Raw genomic sequence first — 17,762 nt, 5'->3', positions numbered from 1 at the left:
CTGGCCGGCGTCGAGAAACCTTGCCGTGGTGGGCATTCCGATGACCGGGGTGCGCCAGCGGACCCACTGGGTGGGCGGGTAGGAGAGCATCAGGCCCGGCTGGCCGATGTAGAGGTTGTCGAAGCCGTCGAAGAGCGCGCTGGTGAACCCGCCGCCGAGCACCATCCGGGTGCACCAGCGCTGCCTGCCCTGGTTGTCGTTCTCCCACACCATCAGCGAGCAACCGCCGGCGGTCTGCCCGTTGACGGCCAGGTAGCGCTCGCCACCCAGGGCCGCGGCGGCGCCGAGTTCACCCTTGACCGAGCGGGACCATTGCCACGTCAGCTCCGAGGCTCCGGCTGTGGAGGTATAGCTGCTGTTGGCGGCGTCTGCGTACTGCGCCGGCCAGCCCTGTGCCGCCGTAGCCGCCACCCAGGAGTCGGTGGTGCCGCAGGAGGTCAGGGTTGCGGTGAGCAGCGCCGTCGACGCCCACGCGAGCATCCGTCGCAGCACCGGTGTCCTTGCCATCCAGGCGAGACTAACGGGTCGGTAGGCTCTGAGCCCATGACGAGCATGTGGGGCGCGCCGATCCACAAGCGCTGGCGCGGCGGGCGGTTGCGCGACCCGCGCCAGGCGAAGTTCCTCACCAAGGCCTCGCTGAGGTGGGTGATCGCCAACCGTGCCTACACGCCCTGGTACCTGGTGCGGTACTGGCGGCTGCTGAAGTTCAAGCTGGCCAATCCGCATGTGATCACCCGCGGCATGGTGTTCCTGGGCAAGAACGTCGAGATTCACGCCACCCCGGAACTGGCGCAGCTGGAGATCGGCCGCTGGGTGCACATCGGCGACAAGAACACCATCCGGGCACATGAGGGCTCGCTGCGGCTGGGTGACAAGGTGGTGTTCGGCCGCGACAACGTCATCAACTGCTATATCGACATCGAGTTCGGCGAGTCCGCGCTGATGGCCGACTGGTGCTACGTCTGCGACTTCGACCATCGGATGGACAACATCGAGTTGCCGATCAAGGACCAGGGCATCGTCAAGAGCCCGGTCCGCATCGGTCCCGACACCTGGATCGCCACCAAGGTGACCATCCTGCGCGGCACCACCATCGGGCGCGGCTGTGTGCTCGGCGCACACGCTGTGGTCAAGGGCGACATCCCGGACTTCTCCATCGCCGTCGGCTCGCCGGCCAAGGTGGTCAAGAACCGCAAGCTGGCCTGGGAGACCTCGGCGGCGCAGCGCGCTGAGTTGGCCGCCCACCTGGCCGACATCGAGCGCAAGAAGAAAGCGGCCACCTGACCCAACTCCTGCCACCCAGCCCCTGCGTCGAGATCGGCGCCGGGGGCTAGCGGTCCGGCAGGGCGTGCTCGACGATCGGCCGGCGGCGCTGCGGTTCGCGTTCCCGGCGCTTGGCCGCCAGGTACACCTGCGCGGTGGTGACGGCCACGGTATGCCAGTCGAAGTCCGAGGTAAGCCGCTCCCGCGCGGCGACGGCGCGGCGCTGGGCGGCGGCCGGATCGTCGAGTGCGGCACCGACTGCCGCCGCCAGTGCCGCCACGTCGCGGGGCGGGCAGGACAATCCGGTCTGACCGTCGATCACCGCCTCGCCGAGCCCACCCACGTTGGTGGTCACCAGGGGAGCGCCGGCCGCTGCGGCCTCCAGTGCCACGATGCCGAACGGTTCGTAATGGCTGGGCAGCACCGCGACATCGGTGCGGTGCAGCAGTTCCAGTAACCGGTCGTGGTCGGTGCGGCCGACGAAGCGGACGCACCTGAGCACCTTGTGTTTCCGTGCCACCTCGATCAGCCAGTCCTGCTGGGTGCCGTCACCGGCGATGGTCAGCGTGGTACCCGGGTGAGCCCGCCGAATCCGCGGCAGCGCGGCGATCAGATCGTGCACGCCCTTCTCGTACTCCAACCGGCCGAAAAACAGTAGTTCGGGCGGGCCGCTGTGGTGGCGACGCTCGGCGAAAGGCCATCGGCTGGAATCGATTCCGTTGGGGATGACGTTGACCTGGGCCAGTCCGGGCCCGAACAGGTCGGAGATCTCCTCTGCCATCGACGCCGAACAGGCGATCAGCGAATCGGACTCGCGCACCAGCCATGACTCGCTGGCATGCACCTGACGGCTGATCCGGCCGCTCACCCAGCCGGAGTGACGGCCGGCCTCGGTGGCGTGGATGGTGGAAACCAAAGGCACGTCGAAGAATTCGGCCAGTGCGACGGCGGGGTCGGCGACCAGCCAGTCGTGCGCGTGCACGACATCGGGAATCCAGCCCTGCCGGTGCAGTTGCAGCCCGGCCCGGATCATGCTGTGCCCCATGGCCAGCACCCAGGCCATCATGTCGGTGCCGAAGTCGTACTCGTGCGGGTCCTGCGCGGCGGCGATGATCCGCACACCCTCGCTGACGGTGTCGGTGGTCGGATGCGTCGCAGGGTCGGTGCCGGCCGGCCGGCGGGACAGCACCACGACGTCGTGACCGTCGGCCGCGAGTGCGGTGGCCAATTGGTAGACGTGCCGACCCAGCCCGCCGATCACCACCGGCGGGTACTCCCACGAGACCATCAGGATCTTCACGGAGTGCTCACCGCCCGCGAGCGTGCGTGGAATGTCCGGTGTTGCGGCGTGTCGGTGTACCGACACGCACGCTCGCGGAGTGGGGGGGTGAGGTGGGGGGTGAGGTGGGGGAGTTGGGAGGTGTGCTCACTTGGGCAGGCGCCTGGCATCCAGGGCGCCGAACAGGCCGTCGGCGGCGTTCCACCCTGTCGCGAGCCGCTCGGCGGCCTCCCGGTGGCCCGACGCCAGTGCGCCGGCGATCTCCCGGGTGGCGTGCGCGTGCAGGTGCGCCCGGTAGCGGGCGTAATCGCCCGCCGAGTCCTTGCTGACCATGAACGGCCAGTCGCTGGACACCGTCAGCAGCGTCTCGCGCAGGATCTGGTCGGCGACGATGTCACGGCCCGGTGCGCCCACGGTATGAGACAGTGCCTTGTCGACGGTGCCCAGCGCGGTCTCGACAACCTCGGCATTGAGTGCCACCAGATCGGCGACCTTGGGCCCGGACCACACCTGCCAGTCCTTACCCGAACCCCACGAGCTGGGCGGCAATTCGACTGGCGCGCCGAGGAATCCGTGTTCCATGGCGTCATTGAGGGTGCCCACCTCGACGCCGGCCTCGGGCAGTGCGCGCAGTAGCCGCTCCAGCCACCTCGGGCCCTCGTACCACCAGTGGCCGACGAGTTCGGTGTCGAAGGCGGCTACCACATGGGCCGGCCGGCCGATGCGCTCGGACTCCGAAATCAGCCGATGGCGGACCAGGTCGACGAAGTCGGCGACATGGGCGTCGATCGCGCGATCGGCGCGCTGCGCGTCGTAGGGGGCCTTGTCCTCGGACTCGACATTGCGTCCGGTCACCCGCGCCGGCTTGAGTCCGGTCAGGTGGTCATAGGTGTGGAAGTCGCGGTAGGCCGCGTGGCCGGGGTACCCGGATTTCGGCGACCAGACCCGGTAGCTGACCTGCAGGTCGCGACCGAAGGCCACCACTCCGCTGTCGCCGACCGGCCGGCCCAGCGCGGTGTCCCCGTGCAGGGAGGGCCCGTCGACCATGAAGTGGCTGACCCCGGCGTCGCGGTAGCCGTCCTCCATACCGGGGGCGTAGGCGCACTCCGGCGCCCAGATCCCGGACGGGACGTGTGCGAAGCGCTGTCCGGCGTCGGCCAGACCCTCGCGCAGTGCGAACTCGCGCAGTCGCGGATTGAGCAGTGGCTGGAACGGGTGCGCCAGTGGGCCGCCGAGCAGTTCGACCGTGCCGGCATCGATGAGCTCACGCAACAGTGGGCTGGCGCCGTGGCGCCACAGCGTGGTGAAGTCCTCCAGTGCGGCACTGACTTCGGCGTACTCGCGAATCCCGAACTGCCGCAGGGCGTCCGCGGTCATCGACGAGCCCGCCGCAGCCCCGGTCGGGGTGTGGATGGTGGCGGCCTCGTGTGCGCGCAGCTGCCAGTTGGCCAGCCAGCGGTGCATCCCGTCGAGGCAGTACGGATCGTCGAGCTGTGCGGTGACCACCGGGGTCAGGCCCAGCGTCAGCACCCCGCGGCGGCCTTCGGCGGCCAGCCCGCGCAGCACCCGCATCAGCGGCAGGTAGGCAGCAGCCCAGGATTGGTAAAGCCACTCCTCGCCGACCGGCCACCGGCCGTGATGGGCCAGCCAGGGCAGGTGGGTGTGCAGCACCAGGCTGAACTGCCCGGGCACCGGCTTCACGGACATGGCTTCACCGCGATCGCCAGTAGGTCCAGGCTGTCGTCGATATCGCGCTGTGAGTCGTGGGCGATCTCGAAGTCCACGCAACCCACCGCGGCCACATCGGCCAACAGTTCCTCCGGCCAGGGCGCATCGGCGAGGGCACGGGCGATCTGGGCGTCGATGATCGAGCCGCCGTGCCGGGCGTCCATCTCGACCAGCCGTGGGCCATGAAAAACGCCGTAGACGCCGTCGACCCTGAAACCGCCGTCGACCAGCAGTTCGGCCAGCTCGGTCGCGTTGAGCTCGCGGGTGTGGAACGGGTTGACCGGGACGTCGCTGCCCGGGGTGAAGGTGATCCGGTTCGGCGTGGAGATCAGCAGCTGACCGCCGGGACGCAACACGCGTAAGCATTCGGTAATGAACTGTGGCTGATCCCACAAATGTTCAATGACCTGGAAGTTCACCACAACATCGACCGAGGAATCCGGACACGGCAAAGCCGCCAGATTGGCCGTCGTGACCTCGACGGTGGGGTACCTGTTGCGCACGTGGGCGACCGTGGCGGCGTCATAATCCACCGCCAGCACACGGGCCCCCGCCGACGCCAGCAGGTCGGCTCCGTAGCCCTCCCCGCAGCCCGCCTCTAACACATCCTGACCTGCGCAAAGAGGGGTGCAATGACGGTAGACGACCTCATGGCGGCGGAACCAGTAATTCTCCACCGCCAGGCCCGGCACGGTCCGCTCACCGGTCAGTGGCAGGCCGGCGTCAGCCGAGTCCGTCAGATGTGCGTTCATCGCAAGGCAGGCTAACCCGTTGGGCCGCTATCGCGAACCCCGTCCGGTCATGCCGGGCCTGCAGGAACACCCGAATCGGGCAGCTATGGTAGTGATGCGAACCACCGATTGCTTCGGTCGAGGAACATGGTGTGGTCAGCGGATGTGAATCCAAACCAGGTGACCAAGCGGCCGCCTGACCCCTGCCCAGGAGGACAAACACAAGCCATGACGAACATCGTGGTTCTGATCAAGCAGGTCCCGGACTATGCAGACCGCAGGATCTCGGACGGCGACTGGACCCTCGATCGCGCGGGTTCCGACGCGGTCCTGGACGAGATCAACGAGAAGGCCGTCGAGGAAGCGCTCCAGATCAAGGAGCGCGAGGAGGCCGCCGGCGGGCAGAGCACCGTGACCGTCATGACGGCCGGACCCGAGAAGGCCGGCGAGGCGATCCGCAAGGCGCTGTCCATGGGCGCCGACAAGGGCGTGCACCTGCTCGACGAGCGCATGCACGGCTCCGACATGGTCCAGACCGGCTGGGCACTGGCCCGCGCGCTCGGTCAGGTCGAGGGCGTCGAGCTGGTCATCAGTGGTAACACCGCCAGTGACGGCACCGGCGGCGCAGTGCCGGCGATCATCGCCGAGTACCTGGGCCTGCCGCAGCTGACGCACATGCGCTCGGTCACCATCGAGGGCGGCAACATCAGCGGCGAGCGGGAGACTGATGACGGCGTGTTCGCCGTCGAGGCCTCGCTGCCCGCGATCGTCAGCGTCCACGAGAAGATCAACGAGCCGCGCTTCCCGTCCTTCAAGGGCATCATGGCCGCCAAGAAGAAGGAAGTGTCCACCCTGACGCTCGACGACATCGGTGTCGAGGGTGATGAGGTCGGTCTGGCCACGGCGGCGTCGAAGATTCAGTCCTCGACTCCCAAGCCCCCGAAGGCAGCGGGCGAGAAGGTCACCGATGAGGGTGACGGCGGCAGCAAGATCGCCGAGTACCTGGTCGCCCAGAAGATCGTCTAGCCCTAACCGTCACAGGCTTTCGAGAAAGAGGACATCAAATGGCTGAAGTACTTGTGCTCGTTGAGCATTCCGACGGTGCGGTCAAGAAGGTCACCACCGAACTGCTCACTGCCGCCCGCGCGCTCGGTGAGCCCTCGGCTGTGGTGATCGGCGCCTCCGGCACCGCTGCCCCGTTGGTCGAGGGTCTCAAGGCCGCCGGCGCGGCCAAGATCTACGTCGCCGAGGGCGATGACGCGGCCAACTATCTGGTCACCCCTTTCGTGGACGTGCTGGCCAATCTGGTCGAGTCGGCCACCCCGGCAGCGGTGCTCGTCGCGGCTACCGCCGAGGGTAAGGAGATCGCCGGCCGGCTGGCCGCGCGGATCGGCTCGGGCATTCTCAGCGACGTCGTCGACGTCAAGGCCGACGGCACCGGGGTGCACTCGGTTTTCGGTGGTGCCTACACCATCGAGGCCAAGGTCGATGGCGAGGTTCCGGTGATCACCGTGCGTCCCGGCGCCGTTGAGCCGGCCCCGGTCGCCGGTGCCGGTGAGCAGGTCAGCGTTGCGGTACCGGCTCCGGCGGAGAACGCGGTCCGGATCATCTCTCGTCAGCCGGCGCAGAAGAGCGCCCGGCCTGAGCTGACCGAAGCCGCGATCGTGGTCGCCGGCGGACGCGGTGTCGGCAGTGCCGACAACTTCAAGGTGGTCGAGGAGCTCGCCGACGCGCTCGACGGCGCGGTGGGCGCCTCGCGGGCCGCGGTGGACTCGGGCTACTACGAGGGTCAGTTCCAGGTCGGCCAGACCGGTAAGACGGTCGCGCCGCGGCTCTACATCGCACTGGGTATCTCCGGGGCAATCCAGCACCGCGCGGGCATGCAGACCTCGAAGACCATCGTCGCGGTCAACAAGGACGAGGAGGCCCCGATCTTCGAGATCTCCGATCTCGGCATCGTCGGCGACCTTTTCACCGTCACTCCGCAGCTGACTGACGCGGTCAAGGCCCGTAAGGGCTAGTTCTTGATCAATGCGAAGGCCCCCGCACCCGGTGTGCGGGGGTTTTTGCGTTTGTCGGGCGGAATGCGGGCCGCCGGTATCCTGAGCAGGCTATGAGCGAACCCCGGTCGGTGTATCTCGACCACGCTGCCACCACCCCGATGCACCCGGATGCCATCGAGGCGATGAGCGCCGTCCTGGGTGCGGTAGGAAACGCATCCTCGTTGCACACGTCCGGACGTGCGGCCCGCCGCCGTCTGGAGGAGTCCCGGGAGAGTCTGGCCGCCCGCCTGGGAGCCCGGCCGTCGGAGGTGATCTTCACCGCCGGCGGCACCGACAGTGACAACCTCGCGGTGAAGGGCATCTACTGGGCCCGTCGCGACGGTGATCCGCGGCGGCGACGCATCATCACCACCGCGGTCGAGCACCATGCCGTCCTGGATGCGGTTCAGTGGCTGGCCGAGCACGAGGGCGCCGAGCTGACCTTCCTGCCCACCGGAGCTGACGGATCGGTTGCCGCCGCGGATCTGCGCGAGGCGCTCTCCGAACATGACGACGTGGCGCTGGTGTCGGTGATGTGGGCCAACAACGAAGTCGGTACCATCATGCCGATCGCCGAACTGGCCTGCGTCGCAAATGAATTCGGTGTTCCGATGCACAGCGATGCCGTGCAGGCCGTAGGTCAGGTGCCGGTCGACTTCAACAGCTCGGGGCTGGCGGCGATGAGCATCACCGCCCACAAGTTCGGCGGACCCACCGGCGTGGGGGCACTGCTGCTGCGCCGCGACGCACAGTGCGTTCCGCTGCTGCACGGCGGCGGCCAGGAGCGCGACGTGCGGTCCGGAACCCCCGATGTGCCGGGTGCGGTCGCGATGGCGGCGGCCGCTGCGGCTGCTGTCGGGTCCCTGGACCGCACCGCGGTTCGGTTGCGGGAGTTGCGGGACCGGCTGGTCGACGGGGTGCTCGGCTCGATCGACGACATCGTGTTCAACGGCGCGCGCGGTGCGCATCGGCTGCCCGGTAATGCGCACTTCACCTTCCGCGGATGTGAGGGCGACGCTCTGCTGATGCTGCTGGACGCCAACGGGATCGAGTGCTCGACCGGTTCGGCCTGTACCGCCGGTGTCGCGCAGGCCTCGCACGTTCTGCTGGCGATGGGTGCGGATCCCGCATCTGCCCGCGGCTCACTGCGGCTGTCGCTGGGGCACACCAGCACCGAGGCCGACATCGACGCCGCCCTGGCGGTGCTGCCCGCCGCTGTGGAACGTGCCCGCCGGGCGGCCCTGGCCAGTTCGGGACCGCGATGAAGGTTCTCGTGGCGATGAGTGGTGGCGTCGACTCCTCGGTGGCCGCCGCCCGCATGGTGGATGCCGGGCACGAGGTTGTCGGGGTGCATCTGGCACTGTCCAGAGCCCCTGGGGCGCTGCGCACCGGATCAAGGGGCTGCTGCTCCAAGGAGGACGCCGGTGATGCCCGCCGGGTCGCCGATGTCCTTGGAATCCCCTTCTACGTCTGGGATTTCGCCGACCGGTTCGCCCACGACGTCATTGCGGACTTCGTGGACTCCTACGCCCGCGGCGAGACCCCCAACCCGTGCGTGCGGTGCAACGAGACCATCAAGTTCTCGGCACTGTCGGCCAGGGCGCTCGCGCTGGGGTTCGACGCGGTCGCCACCGGCCACTACGCGCGCCTCCGCGAAGGTCGCCTGCGCCGAGCCGTCGACTGCGACAAGGATCAGTCCTACGTCCTGGGTGTGCTGACCGCCGAGCAGTTGCGTCATGCGCTGTTCCCGATCGGGGACACCCCCAAGGCGGCTATCCGGGATGAGGCGGCCCGGCGCGGACTGGCCGTCGCGGAGAAACCGGACAGTCACGACATCTGCTTCATCCCGTCGGGGGACACCCGGGCGTTCCTGGGCGCCCGGATCGGGGTGCGCCCCGGGGCGGTGGTCGATGCCGAGGGATCGCTGCTGGCCCGCCACGACGGCGTGCACGGGTTCACCATCGGTCAGCGCAAGGGTCTGGGCATCGCCGGGCCCGGGCCCGACGGCGCCCCGCGCTATGTGACGGCCATCGACGCCGAGACCGGCACCGTGCGGGTCGGCACGCTCGACGATCTCGACGTGTGGTCGCTGACCGGACGCGATCCGGTGTTCACCTCGGGAACCTCACCGGCCGGCCCGCTCGAGTGTGAGGTGCAGGTCCGCGCCCACGGCGGCGTGGTACCGGCCGTCGCCGAGTTGCGCGACGGGGAGTTGCAGGTTCATCTCCGGGAACCGCTGCGCGGGGTAGCACCCGGCCAGACCGTGGTGCTCTACCGCCCGGACCCCGATGGTGACGAAGTCGTCGGCAGCGCCACCATCCGCTGAGCCGGGCGGCTACTTGTTCAGCGGTTCGGCGACCAGCCCGGCGGACACCTGGGCAAGAGGTTCGGTATTGACTTTGATCGCGCCGCGGAACGGGACGTCCAGGGTGAGGACGAGGGCCACGGCGATGGCGGACACCAAAGCCCACCCGTACATCAGATAGGGCCGGGAGACCTCCGCTGCCGCGCCGCCCATCGCGACGGCCAGTAATGCCCCCGCGGCAATGAGCAATCCGGTCATCAGAACCGGCAAGGAGCGCTGCGCGACTGCCGACACCTTGGCCTGCGCGGCGGTAAGCGCTGCCGCGGCCAGCGTCATGGCGTTGGCCTCCGGGGTGGTCGTCCCGCTGGCGTAGGCCACGCTGTGCACGCTGTGCTGGAGAGTGTCGAAGGCCTGTGCAGACGGCAGTGTTGCAACGTCGCCGCGGGCCAGGTACGCGGGATCTTCGGCAACGGCGACGGCGAGATAGCGATCCAGGTTGCCGATGACCGCTGCGATGCCGTTTTTATCCGAGATCGACTTGGTGGCCCAGGCGAGCTGCTGGGCTGAGGTCGCCTGCGAGTCGACGGCTTCCTGGCCGGCGCTCATCGCCGACCAGGTCATGGTCGCGGCGAAACCGATCAGGAAGGCGAACGTCGCACCGATCGGGCTGAGGGTCTTGGACGCGTAGTCGGCCAGTTCGTCCCGGCGATCGTCTGTCCGGACGCGCCGTACCGCGTTTCGCGACACCAGGCTCAGCGCGGCGAAGAAGCCGAACCAGACCGCGATAAGCAACCACCAGGGCGACTCATGAATGAGTTCCTGCACGCGCGTCCTCCTAGTCGGGAATGCGGTTCACGACTGGCACCATATGCCCCGGACGCGTGCGGCCGAAGGCTGTCCAATACGTTCGGGCGGTGAGTTTTGTCGCCACCGCCACCGGAATCGGCTCCTGGCCCGGTGCCACCCCTCGGCAGGCCTGCGAGGTACTGGTCGGCGAACTTCACCAACTGCCGTACCTGCCTGAGTTGCCCGCGCGCGGGGTTGGGGCCGACATGATCGGTCGGGCCGGCGCACTGCTGGTCGACGTCGCCATCGACACCGTCCCGCGCGGGTACCGGATCGTGGCCCGGCCCGGGTCGGTCATGCGCCGGGCGGCCAGCCTGCTCGACGAGGACCTCGACGCACTCGAGGAGGCCTGGGAGAAGGCCGGCGGCGGGGCCGGCCGGGCAGCGGTCAAAGTGCAGGCGCCCGGCCCCATCACACTCGCCGCCGCCCTCGAGCTGCCCAACGGGCATCGCGCCATCACCGACCCGGGAGCGGTGCGCGATTTGGCCGGCTCGCTCGCCGAGGGCGTCGCCATGCACCGCGCCGACGTCGCGCGGCGATTGGGTGTCGCAGTGGTGGTGCAGTTCGACGAGCCGCTGCTGACGGCCGCTCTGGCGGGCAGGCTGGCCGGGGTGACGGCGATGACTCCGGTGCATGCGATCGACGAGGTGGTCGCGATGGGATTGTTGGAGGACTGTATCGCCGCAGTCGGGGATCAGGCCCTGGTGCACATCTGCAGCCCCGATCTGCCCTGGGATGCACTGCGGCGCAGCCGGATTCCCGCACTCAGTGTCGACGCTCGTACCCTCGGCGATGCCACTCTGGACGGACTCGGCGGCTTCATCGACAGCGGCCGTTCGGTGGTGCTCGGACTACTGCCCGCGCCCGCCCCCGATATGCGGCCGTCTGCGGAGGATGTGGCCACCGCTGCGGCCACCATCACCGACCGGCTCGGCTTCTCCCGGTCGGTGCTCGCCGAACAAGTCGGCGTCAGCCCGGTGTGTGGGCTGGCCGCAGCATCCGAGGACTGGGCCCGTGCGGCGACTGCTTTGGCCCAGCGTGCCGCCGAGGCGATCACCGGCGACGCGGGCGCGGTGTAGAACGTGATGCTTGGAGGTCGGGTACTGAAGTGGTGATCGGGTTGCGACCGGACATCGACGGGCCGCTTGGGGTTGCGGCGCGGTGGTCGCGATGGCTGATATTCGCCGCGGTGGTCGTGTCGGGCTCACATTTCGCCGGATTACCCGCTATCACCGGACCGGCGGTCCTGGTGGTCGCCGGATTCGGGTTCCTGGCCGGCGTGCCGCACGGCGCCGCAGACCAGGTGATGGCCGCGCGGCTATCCGGTGGCAGATCCACGGTGGTGATCGGTGCGGTGTACGCCGGCGTGGCGGCTGTCGTCTGGGCGCTGCTGGAGTGGGGTGGGCTGGTGCCGCTTCTGCTGATCGTGGTGCTCAGTGCGGTGCATTTCGGACTGGGCGAACTTCAGGTCTCCCGCCAGCTGACCGGCTGGCGACCAACCAGATTGATCGCCGGTGCGATTGCGGTCGCCGGCTGCGGTGCGCTGCTGCTGCCGCTGGCTCGATCCGGCGCTGCGCTCACGAGCGTTGCGACGGCCATCTCGCCCGCTCTGGCGCCGGTGATCGCCGGGCGACCGCTGGAGATGACGCTGACAGTGGTGTGGCTGAGTGCCGCCGTGGTCGGGGTGACGGCCTCGCTCTGGTCCGGCCATCTTGGGGTCGCACTCGACATCGTGCTCGTCGGCGCACTCGGACTGTTCACCCCACCATTGGTCGCATTCGCCGTGTGGTTCGGCGGCTGGCACGCGATACGACACTGTGCGCGCATGCTGACCGTCGAGCCGGACTGCGCGACGCTGGTGGATTCGGGTCAGTCTCGGGCGGCGGTCCTGCGGTTGATCCGATTCGCTGCGTGGCCGTCGATTGCCGCACTGACGACGGTTCTGATCCTCGGCTGGATCACGATAACGGCACCAGACCCTGCCGTGGTCGTGGCGGAGATCCTGCGCCTTCTGCTCGCTCTCACAGTGCCGCACATGGTGGTGGTGTGGTGGCTCGACCGCGCGGCCGACGCTGTGAGCTAGCCTTCCAAGGTGCCTGACGGCCCGGAAATCGATCCGATCGACGCGACAGTGCGGCGTCGTTGGCAGGAGTTGTCCGACGAGGTGCGCGAGCACCAGTTCCGCTACTACATCAAAGACGCCCCGATCGTCTCCGATGCCGAATTCGACGCCCTGTTCAACGAGTTACTCGCCCTCGAGGAGCGCTACCCGGAACTGCGGGTGGCGGATTCACCCACCCAACTGGTCGGCGGCGCCGGGTTCGCCACCGATTTCACGGCGGCCGAGCATCTCGAACGCATGCTCAGCCTCGATGACGTGTTCGACACCGAGGAACTGGCGGCGTGGTCGGTCCGGGTGGAGAACGAGCTGGGCCCCGAGCCGCACTACCTGTGTGAACTGAAGGTCGACGGGGTCGCCATCGCGCTGGTCTACCGCGACGGCCGGCTGGAGCGGGCCGCAACCCGCGGCGACGGACGCGTCGGCGAGGACGTCACCCTCAACGCCCGCACCATCGGTGACATCCCTGAGACGCTCACCGGGACAAAGAAATTCCCCATCCCGACGGTGCTCGAGGTGCGCGGCGAGGTCTTCTTCATGGTCGCCGATTTCGCCAGCCTCAATGCCAGCCTGGTGGAGGAGGGCAAGGCGCCGTTCGCCAATCCCCGCAACAGTGCGGCCGGATCGCTGCGACAGAAGAACCCTGCGATCACCGCCCGCCGGCCGCTGCGAATGATCTGTCACGGCGTGGGCTTCACGCAGGGCTTCAGTCCGGCCACCCTGCACGACGCGTATCTGGCGCTCAAGGCATGGGGTCTGCCGGTGTCCGACCACACCACCCGCGTCCAGGGCCTGGCGGCGGTCCGGGACCGCATCGGTTTCTGGGGGGAGCGCAGACATGCCATCGAGCACGAGATCGACGGTGTGGTGGTCAAGGTCGATGACTTCGCCCAGCAGCGACGCCTCGGCGCCACCTCGCGGGCGCCCCGCTGGGCGGTTGCCTACAAGTACCCGCCGGAGGAGGCTCAGACCACGCTGCTCGACATCAAGGTCAATGTCGGCCGCACCGGACGGGTGACGCCGTTCGCGTTCATGACCCCGGTGCGCATCGCGGGTTCGACGGTCAGCCTGGCCACCCTGCACAACGGCTCCGAGGTCAAACGCAAGGGCGTGCTGATCGGGGACACCGTGATGATCCGCAAGGCCGGCGACGTCATCCCCGAGGTGCTCGGGCCCGTCGTCGACCTGCGTGACGGATCCGAACGCGAGTTCGTCATGCCCACCCACTGCCCGGAATGCGGCACCCTGCTGGCCCCGGCCAAGGAGGGCGACGTCGATATCCGCTGCCCCAACTCGCGCTCCTGCCCGGCGCAGTTGCGGGAGAGGGTGTTTCACCTCGCCGGCCGCGGTGGTCTGGATATCGAGGGTCTCGGGTATGAGGCGGCGACCGCGCTGCTGGCCTCTGATGTCATCACCGATGAGGGTGATCTGTTCACCCTCACCGAGGGCGATCTGCTGACGTCGGATTTCTTCACGACTAAGGACGGTGCGCTGTCGGCCAACGGCGCCCGACTCTTGAAGAACCTGGAGGAAGCCAAGGACCGCCCGCTGTGGCGGATCCTGGTGGCGCTGTCGATCCGCCACGTCGGACCGACCGCCGCCCGCGCACTGGCGACCGCGTTCGGAAGCCTCGAAGCGATCATGGCCGCCGGTGAGGACCAACTCGCCGACGTCGAGGGTGTGGGACCCACGATCGCCGCGGCACTTCGGGAGTGGTTCGACGTGGACTGGCACCGGGCCATCGTCGACAAGTGGGCCGCGGCCGGGGTGCGGATGGCCGATGAACGCGATGCCGATATCGAGCCCACCCTCGCCGGGCTGACCATCGTGGTCACCGGATCGCTGACCGGGTTCTCCCGCGATGAGGCCAAGGAGGCCATCATCATTCGCGGCGGCAAGGCGGCCGGATCGGTGTCCAAGAAGACCTCGTTCGTGGTGGCCGGAGACGCGCCGGGCTCCAAGTACGACAAGGCGGTTGAACTCGGGGTGCCGATCCTCGACGAGGACGGTTTCCGGGAACTGCTGCAGAACGGCCCGTCGGCGCCTTAGCGCAGCATGCCGCCGACGATGCCGGCCAGATAGCCCAACCGGGCCACCTCCGACGGGCGGAACTCCGGGCCGCCCGGGCGGCCCAGCACCACCGCGGTATTCGGTTCCCCCAACGGTGCGGCGGCCAGCGCGGTGTTCATATCGCGCCACAGCTGCGGCACCCAGCCCTCCTCGATGTCGAGGACGGCGGCGTGACTGATCGGCAGCCACGGTGCCGAATCCACCTGTGTCTCAGGGGCTCCCGCGCCACCGACCAACCGCTCCAGACCCGAACCATGCCGGCAGACCACGCTGCACCAGCCCACCCGCAGCACCCGCGGCGCCTCGTCGACGAGCACCTGCAGCCGGGCGGTGCGTGAAGTGGCGGCCGCGACGTGGTCGATCAGTTCGAGCTCGCGGTGCGCCTCCAGCAGACCGGTATGCGGACGGATGGTGTCCACCCGGACTCCCTCGAGGCGTTCGGCTGCGGTGATCACGATGTCCGGCGGCGCCCCTGGTGGCAGGTCGACGACGAGGTCGTCGATGGCATATCCGGCGCCGCGTTCGACGACATCGAGGGACAGGATGTCGGCGCCCACCGTGCCCAGTGCCACGGCCAGTGAGCCCAGGCTGCCGGGGCGGTCCTCAAGCTGGACCCGCAACAGATAGGACGGCACGGGGTCACTGTTCCACAGGGGGCGAGGGTCGGCATATCGGCTCCGAGCCGCTGATATGTAACATGTTCAACATGAGTACACAAAGCCTGAGGGATCTGCGCAACAACCTGGGCTCCGTGGTTCGCACCGTCGCCGCAACCGGTGAGGAGGTCATCGTCACCGACAGTGGCACCGAGGTGGCCGTCATCATCAGCATGGCTGACTACGAGCGACTGCACGAACACGCTGACGTCGCCGATGCACTCCGGGTGAAGGGGTTGCGGGCCGGGTCGTTTACAACGATGTCCCTGTCCGAGATGCTCGAAGCCCTCGGCGTCGAGGCCGAAGCATTCGCCGTCCGGTGAGGATCCGGTTCCACCCCGACGTACTGAAACAACTCCAGCGACTTCCCCGCGGGGAACTTGAGCGCGTGCTTCAGATCATCGTGGCGCTGTCCCATGATCCCCGGCCGCAGGGAGCGAAGAAACTGGTCGGCGGGGCCAGTGACTGGCGGGTCAGCTTCGGGCAGTACCGGGTGGTCTACAGCGTGGACGACGCGGCAGGTGTGATCACGGTGTTCGTCGTCGCGAAGCGCAGCGACGCCTACAACTGAGGCTCGGCCAGGCGCGCCGCTAGGCTGACTCACCGTGTCCACGATCTCCCGCGACGAAGTGGCCCGGCTGGCCAAGCTGGCCCGGCTGGCCCTGACCGACTCCGAACTCGACAGCTTCGCCGGCCAACTCGACGCCATCCTGGGCTATGTCGGCACGATCCAGGCCGTCGACGTCAGCGGCGTGAAGCCCACCGGCAACCCGCTGAAGAGCGAGAACGTCACCCGTCCCGATGTCGTGGCGCCCAGCCTGACCCAGCAGCAGGCACTCGCCGAGGCTCCCGCGGCCGACGAGGGCCGGTTCGTGGTGCCGCAGATCCTGGGGGAGGAGGCGTGATGAGCCGCTCGGGCGAAGAACATCGCGGAGTGGGCGCCGATATCGTCCGGCTCGACGCCGCCACCCTCGGTGCCAAGATCGCCGCCGGGGAACTGAGCTCGGTCGAGGTCACCCAGGCCTGCCTGGACCAGATCGCCGCCACCGACGATCGCTACCACGCCTTCCTGCATGTCGCGGCCGACGAGGCCCTGGCCACCGCCGCCCGGGTCGACGCGACGGTGGCCGCCGGGGACGCACTGCCCTCACCGCTGGCCGGGGTGCCGCTGGCGCTCAAGGATGTCTTCACCAGCACCGGGATGCCCACCACCTGCGGGTCGAAGATCCTCGAGGGGTGGGTCTCGCCGTATGACGCGACGGTGACCGCGCGCATCCGGCAAGCCGGCATCCCGATCCTCGGCAAGACCAATATGGACGAGTTCGCGATGGGCTCCTCCACCGAGAACTCCGCATTCGGTCCCACTCGCAACCCGTGGGATGTCGAGCGGGTGCCCGGTGGTTCCGGTGGCGGTAGTGCCGCCGCGCTGGCGGCCTTCCAGGCCCCGCTGGCCATCGGCTCGGACACCGGTGGTTCGATCCGCCAGCCCGCTGCCCTGACCGCGACGGTCGGGGTCAAACCCACCTACGGCACCGTCTCCCGCTACGGGCTGGTGGCGTGCGCCTCATCGCTGGATCAGGGCGGGCCGTGCGCGCGCACGGTGCTCGACACCGCTCTGCTGCATGCGGTGATCGCCGGGCACGACCCACGCGATTCCACCTCAGTGGAGGCGGCCGTCCCCGATGTCGTCGGCGCGGCCCGCACCGGCGCGGCAGGCGACTTGAAGGGCGTGCGCATCGGTGTGGTCAAGCAACTGGCCGCCGGCGAGGGCTACCAGCCCGGAGTGCTGGCCTCCTTCAACGCCGCCGTCGAACAGCTGACCGCTCTCGGGGCAGAGGTCACCGAGGTGGACTGTCCGAACCTGGACCACTCACTGTCGGCCTACTACCTGATCCTGCCGTCGGAGGTGTCGAGCAACCTGGCCCGCTTCGACGCCATGCGGTACGGACTGCGGGTCGGCGACGACGGCAGCAGGAGCGCCGAAGAGGTGATGGCGCTGACCCGTGCCGCCGGTTTCGGTCCGGAAGTCAAGCGCCGCATCATGATTGGCACCTACGCGCTCTCAGCCGGCTACTACGACGCCTACTACAACCAGGCGCAGAAGGTCCGCACTCTGATCGCGGGTGATCTCGATGCGGCGTACCGCACCGTCGATGTGCTGGTGTCGCCGGCCACCCCGACCACCGCCTTCCGGCTCGGCGAGAAGGTCGACGACCCGTTGGCGATGTATCTGTTCGATCTGTGCACCCTGCCGCTGAATCTGGCCGGGCACTGCGGAATGTCGGTGCCGTCGGGACTGTCACCGGACGACAATCTGCCGGTGGGTCTGCAGATCATGGCTCCGGCGATGGCCGATGACCGGTTGTACCGGGTGGGAGCTGCCTATGAGGCGGCTCGCGGGCCCCTTCCCTCGGCGATCTAGGCCTTCTGCGATCTAACGCAGTATGGCCTTCGCCGCCGCCTCGCCACTGGCGTAGGCGCCGTGAACGGTTGCTGCGTGGTCGCGCGAACAGGCCTCGCCGGCAAAGAAGCGGCGACCTTCGGGCGCGGCCAGCGCATCGCGGTCGCCCGGCGAACTCCCGACGCGCACGAACGAATAGCTGCCGAGTGAAAACGGGTCCAGCGACCACGCTGAACGCAGCAGCCCGGTCGGCGCGGGAACATTCGGGAACGCGGGTTTCAATGCGGCGGTGGCGCTTGCGGTCACCTCGGCCTCGGTCATG

General features: G+C 68.6%; 18 protein-coding genes and 1 pseudogene. 12 read left to right on the top strand and 7 right to left on the bottom strand.

From position 1 onward, the window contains the following. Positions 1-492: pseudogene (locus ACR2JI_RS05385) on the bottom strand (PQQ-binding-like beta-propeller repeat protein); the annotation flags it as partial. 51 nt (positions 493-543) lie between these two features. Here ACR2JI_RS05385 and ACR2JI_RS05380 point away from each other — a divergent pair. Next, a complete protein-coding gene (locus ACR2JI_RS05380; RefSeq protein ID WP_526388795.1) occupies positions 544-1,284 on the top strand; it encodes an acyltransferase in 741 nt (246 codons plus the stop codon). A 46-nt stretch (positions 1,285-1,330) separates the two neighbouring features. On the opposite strand, the gene ACR2JI_RS05375 is transcribed toward ACR2JI_RS05380, so the two are convergent. The 3 genes from ACR2JI_RS05375 to ACR2JI_RS05365 all read right to left on the bottom strand — a co-directional run bounded on the left by ACR2JI_RS05375 (position 1,331) and on the right by ACR2JI_RS05365 (position 5,022). Further along, positions 1,331-2,563: a glycosyltransferase family 4 protein gene (locus tag ACR2JI_RS05375; RefSeq protein WP_526388793.1), complete on the bottom strand. Its 1,233-nt coding sequence runs from the start codon at positions 2,561-2,563 to the stop codon at positions 1,331-1,333. Positions 2,564-2,689: 126 nt separating this feature from the next. Then, positions 2,690-4,249 carry a 1,4-alpha-glucan branching protein domain-containing protein gene (locus ACR2JI_RS05370; RefSeq protein ID WP_526388791.1) on the bottom strand — a complete coding sequence of 520 codons (1,560 nt, stop codon included), beginning with the start codon at positions 4,247-4,249 and terminating at the stop codon, positions 2,690-2,692. Continuing rightward, positions 4,240-5,022: a class I SAM-dependent methyltransferase gene (locus ACR2JI_RS05365; protein ID WP_526388789.1), complete on the bottom strand. Its 783-nt coding sequence runs from the start codon at positions 5,020-5,022 to the stop codon at positions 4,240-4,242. The genes ACR2JI_RS05370 and ACR2JI_RS05365 overlap by 10 nt, the downstream gene beginning before the upstream one ends. A 207-nt stretch (positions 5,023-5,229) precedes the next feature. Here ACR2JI_RS05365 and ACR2JI_RS05360 point away from each other — a divergent pair, with 207 nt between their 5' ends. The 4 genes from ACR2JI_RS05360 to mnmA all read left to right on the top strand — a co-directional run bounded on the left by ACR2JI_RS05360 (position 5,230) and on the right by mnmA (position 9,369). Beyond that, positions 5,230-6,027: an electron transfer flavoprotein subunit beta/FixA family protein gene (locus tag ACR2JI_RS05360; RefSeq protein WP_526388787.1), complete on the top strand. Its 798-nt coding sequence runs from the start codon at positions 5,230-5,232 to the stop codon at positions 6,025-6,027. A 38-nt stretch (positions 6,028-6,065) separates the two neighbouring features. Further along, positions 6,066-7,022 (top strand): electron transfer flavoprotein subunit alpha/FixB family protein, encoded by a 957-nt coding sequence (locus ACR2JI_RS05355; RefSeq protein ID WP_526388785.1) that lies wholly within the window; start codon positions 6,066-6,068, stop codon positions 7,020-7,022. A gap of 92 nt (positions 7,023-7,114) precedes the next feature. Then, complete coding sequence (locus ACR2JI_RS05350; protein ID WP_526388783.1) at positions 7,115-8,308, top strand: cysteine desulfurase family protein; 1,194 nt, start codon at positions 7,115-7,117, stop codon at positions 8,306-8,308. Further along, positions 8,305-9,369, top strand: a complete 1,065-nt coding sequence (mnmA, locus tag ACR2JI_RS05345) for a tRNA 2-thiouridine(34) synthase MnmA (protein ID WP_526388781.1) — start codon at positions 8,305-8,307, stop codon at positions 9,367-9,369. Before ACR2JI_RS05350 ends, mnmA begins: the two co-directional genes overlap by 4 nt. A 9-nt stretch (positions 9,370-9,378) precedes the next feature. Here mnmA and ACR2JI_RS05340 read toward each other — a convergent pair whose 3' ends face one another. Further along, positions 9,379-10,173: a bestrophin-like domain gene (locus tag ACR2JI_RS05340; protein ID WP_526388779.1), complete on the bottom strand. Its 795-nt coding sequence runs from the start codon at positions 10,171-10,173 to the stop codon at positions 9,379-9,381. 89 nt (positions 10,174-10,262) lie between these two features. Here ACR2JI_RS05340 and ACR2JI_RS05335 point away from each other — a divergent pair, with 89 nt between their 5' ends. From ACR2JI_RS05335 to ligA, 3 genes are read left to right on the top strand one after another with little or no spacing between them, the layout of a single operon-like run. Beyond that, positions 10,263-11,273 (top strand): uroporphyrinogen decarboxylase/cobalamine-independent methonine synthase family protein, encoded by a 1,011-nt coding sequence (locus tag ACR2JI_RS05335; RefSeq protein WP_526388777.1) that lies wholly within the window; start codon positions 10,263-10,265, stop codon positions 11,271-11,273. Positions 11,274-11,302: 29 nt separating this feature from the next. After that, positions 11,303-12,277: a beta-carotene 15,15'-dioxygenase, Brp/Blh family gene (locus ACR2JI_RS05330; protein WP_526388775.1), complete on the top strand. Its 975-nt coding sequence runs from the start codon at positions 11,303-11,305 to the stop codon at positions 12,275-12,277. 27 nt (positions 12,278-12,304) lie between these two features. Further along, positions 12,305-14,362 (top strand): NAD-dependent DNA ligase LigA, encoded by a 2,058-nt coding sequence (gene ligA / locus ACR2JI_RS05325; protein WP_526388797.1) that lies wholly within the window; start codon positions 12,305-12,307, stop codon positions 14,360-14,362. Here ligA and ACR2JI_RS05320 read toward each other — a convergent pair. After that, a complete protein-coding gene (locus tag ACR2JI_RS05320) occupies positions 14,359-15,018 on the bottom strand; it encodes an ACT domain-containing protein (protein ID WP_526388773.1) in 660 nt (219 codons plus the stop codon). The genes ligA and ACR2JI_RS05320 overlap by 4 nt on opposite strands. Before the next feature lie 71 nt (positions 15,019-15,089). On the opposite strand from ACR2JI_RS05320, the gene ACR2JI_RS05315 reads away from it, so the two are divergent. From ACR2JI_RS05315 to gatA, 4 genes are read left to right on the top strand one after another with little or no spacing between them, the layout of a single operon-like run. After that, positions 15,090-15,362, top strand: coding sequence for a type II toxin-antitoxin system Phd/YefM family antitoxin (locus tag ACR2JI_RS05315; RefSeq protein WP_526388771.1), 273 nt, complete (start codon positions 15,090-15,092; stop codon positions 15,360-15,362). Continuing rightward, entirely contained in the window at positions 15,359-15,610 is a 252-nt protein-coding gene (locus ACR2JI_RS05310; RefSeq protein WP_526388769.1) for a type II toxin-antitoxin system RelE family toxin, read from the top strand. Before ACR2JI_RS05315 ends, ACR2JI_RS05310 begins: the two co-directional genes overlap by 4 nt. 34 nt (positions 15,611-15,644) lie before the next feature. Next, the gene (gatC, locus tag ACR2JI_RS05305) at positions 15,645-15,944 is read left to right on the top strand and encodes an Asp-tRNA(Asn)/Glu-tRNA(Gln) amidotransferase subunit GatC (RefSeq protein WP_526388767.1); all 300 of its coding nucleotides are present in this window, start codon (positions 15,645-15,647) and stop codon (positions 15,942-15,944) included. Further along, entirely contained in the window at positions 15,944-17,461 is a 1,518-nt protein-coding gene (gene gatA, locus ACR2JI_RS05300; protein WP_526388765.1) for an Asp-tRNA(Asn)/Glu-tRNA(Gln) amidotransferase subunit GatA, read from the top strand. Before gatC ends, gatA begins: the two co-directional genes overlap by 1 nt. Positions 17,462-17,473: 12 nt before the next feature. On the opposite strand, the gene ACR2JI_RS05295 is transcribed toward gatA, so the two are convergent. Further along, positions 17,474-17,762, bottom strand: a 289-nt coding sequence (locus ACR2JI_RS05295; RefSeq protein ID WP_526388763.1) for an FAD-dependent oxidoreductase, incomplete at its 5' end; no start/stop codon positions are given.

Source organism: Mycobacterium sp., assembly GCF_051006775.1.
Classification (GTDB): Bacteria; Actinomycetota; Actinomycetes; order Mycobacteriales; family Mycobacteriaceae; genus Mycobacterium.
The sequence above is the reverse complement of the archived record's forward strand: the minus strand, read 5'-3'. Positions and strand labels throughout refer to the sequence as shown.

What these genes read in the sequence shown, in the direction of transcription:
- ACR2JI_RS05360 (WP_526388787.1), top strand. Translation starts at nt 5,230, where the DNA reads ATGACGAACATCGTGGTTCTGATCAAGCAGGTCCCGGACTATGCAGAC.
- ACR2JI_RS05380 (WP_526388795.1), top strand. Translation starts at nt 544, where the DNA reads ATGACGAGCATGTGGGGCGCGCCGATCCACAAGCGCTGGCGCGGCGGG.
- ACR2JI_RS05355 (WP_526388785.1), top strand. Translation starts at nt 6,066, where the DNA reads ATGGCTGAAGTACTTGTGCTCGTTGAGCATTCCGACGGTGCGGTCAAG.
- ACR2JI_RS05350 (WP_526388783.1), top strand. Translation starts at nt 7,115, where the DNA reads ATGAGCGAACCCCGGTCGGTGTATCTCGACCACGCTGCCACCACCCCG.
- mnmA (WP_526388781.1), top strand. Translation starts at nt 8,305, where the DNA reads ATGAAGGTTCTCGTGGCGATGAGTGGTGGCGTCGACTCCTCGGTGGCC.
- ACR2JI_RS05315 (WP_526388771.1), top strand. Translation starts at nt 15,090, where the DNA reads ATGAGTACACAAAGCCTGAGGGATCTGCGCAACAACCTGGGCTCCGTG.
- ACR2JI_RS05365 (WP_526388789.1), bottom strand. Translation starts at nt 5,022, where the DNA reads ATGAACGCACATCTGACGGACTCGGCTGACGCCGGCCTGCCACTGACC.
- ACR2JI_RS05370 (WP_526388791.1), bottom strand. Translation starts at nt 4,249, where the DNA reads ATGTCCGTGAAGCCGGTGCCCGGGCAGTTCAGCCTGGTGCTGCACACC.
- gatA (WP_526388765.1), top strand. Translation starts at nt 15,944, where the DNA reads ATGAGCCGCTCGGGCGAAGAACATCGCGGAGTGGGCGCCGATATCGTC.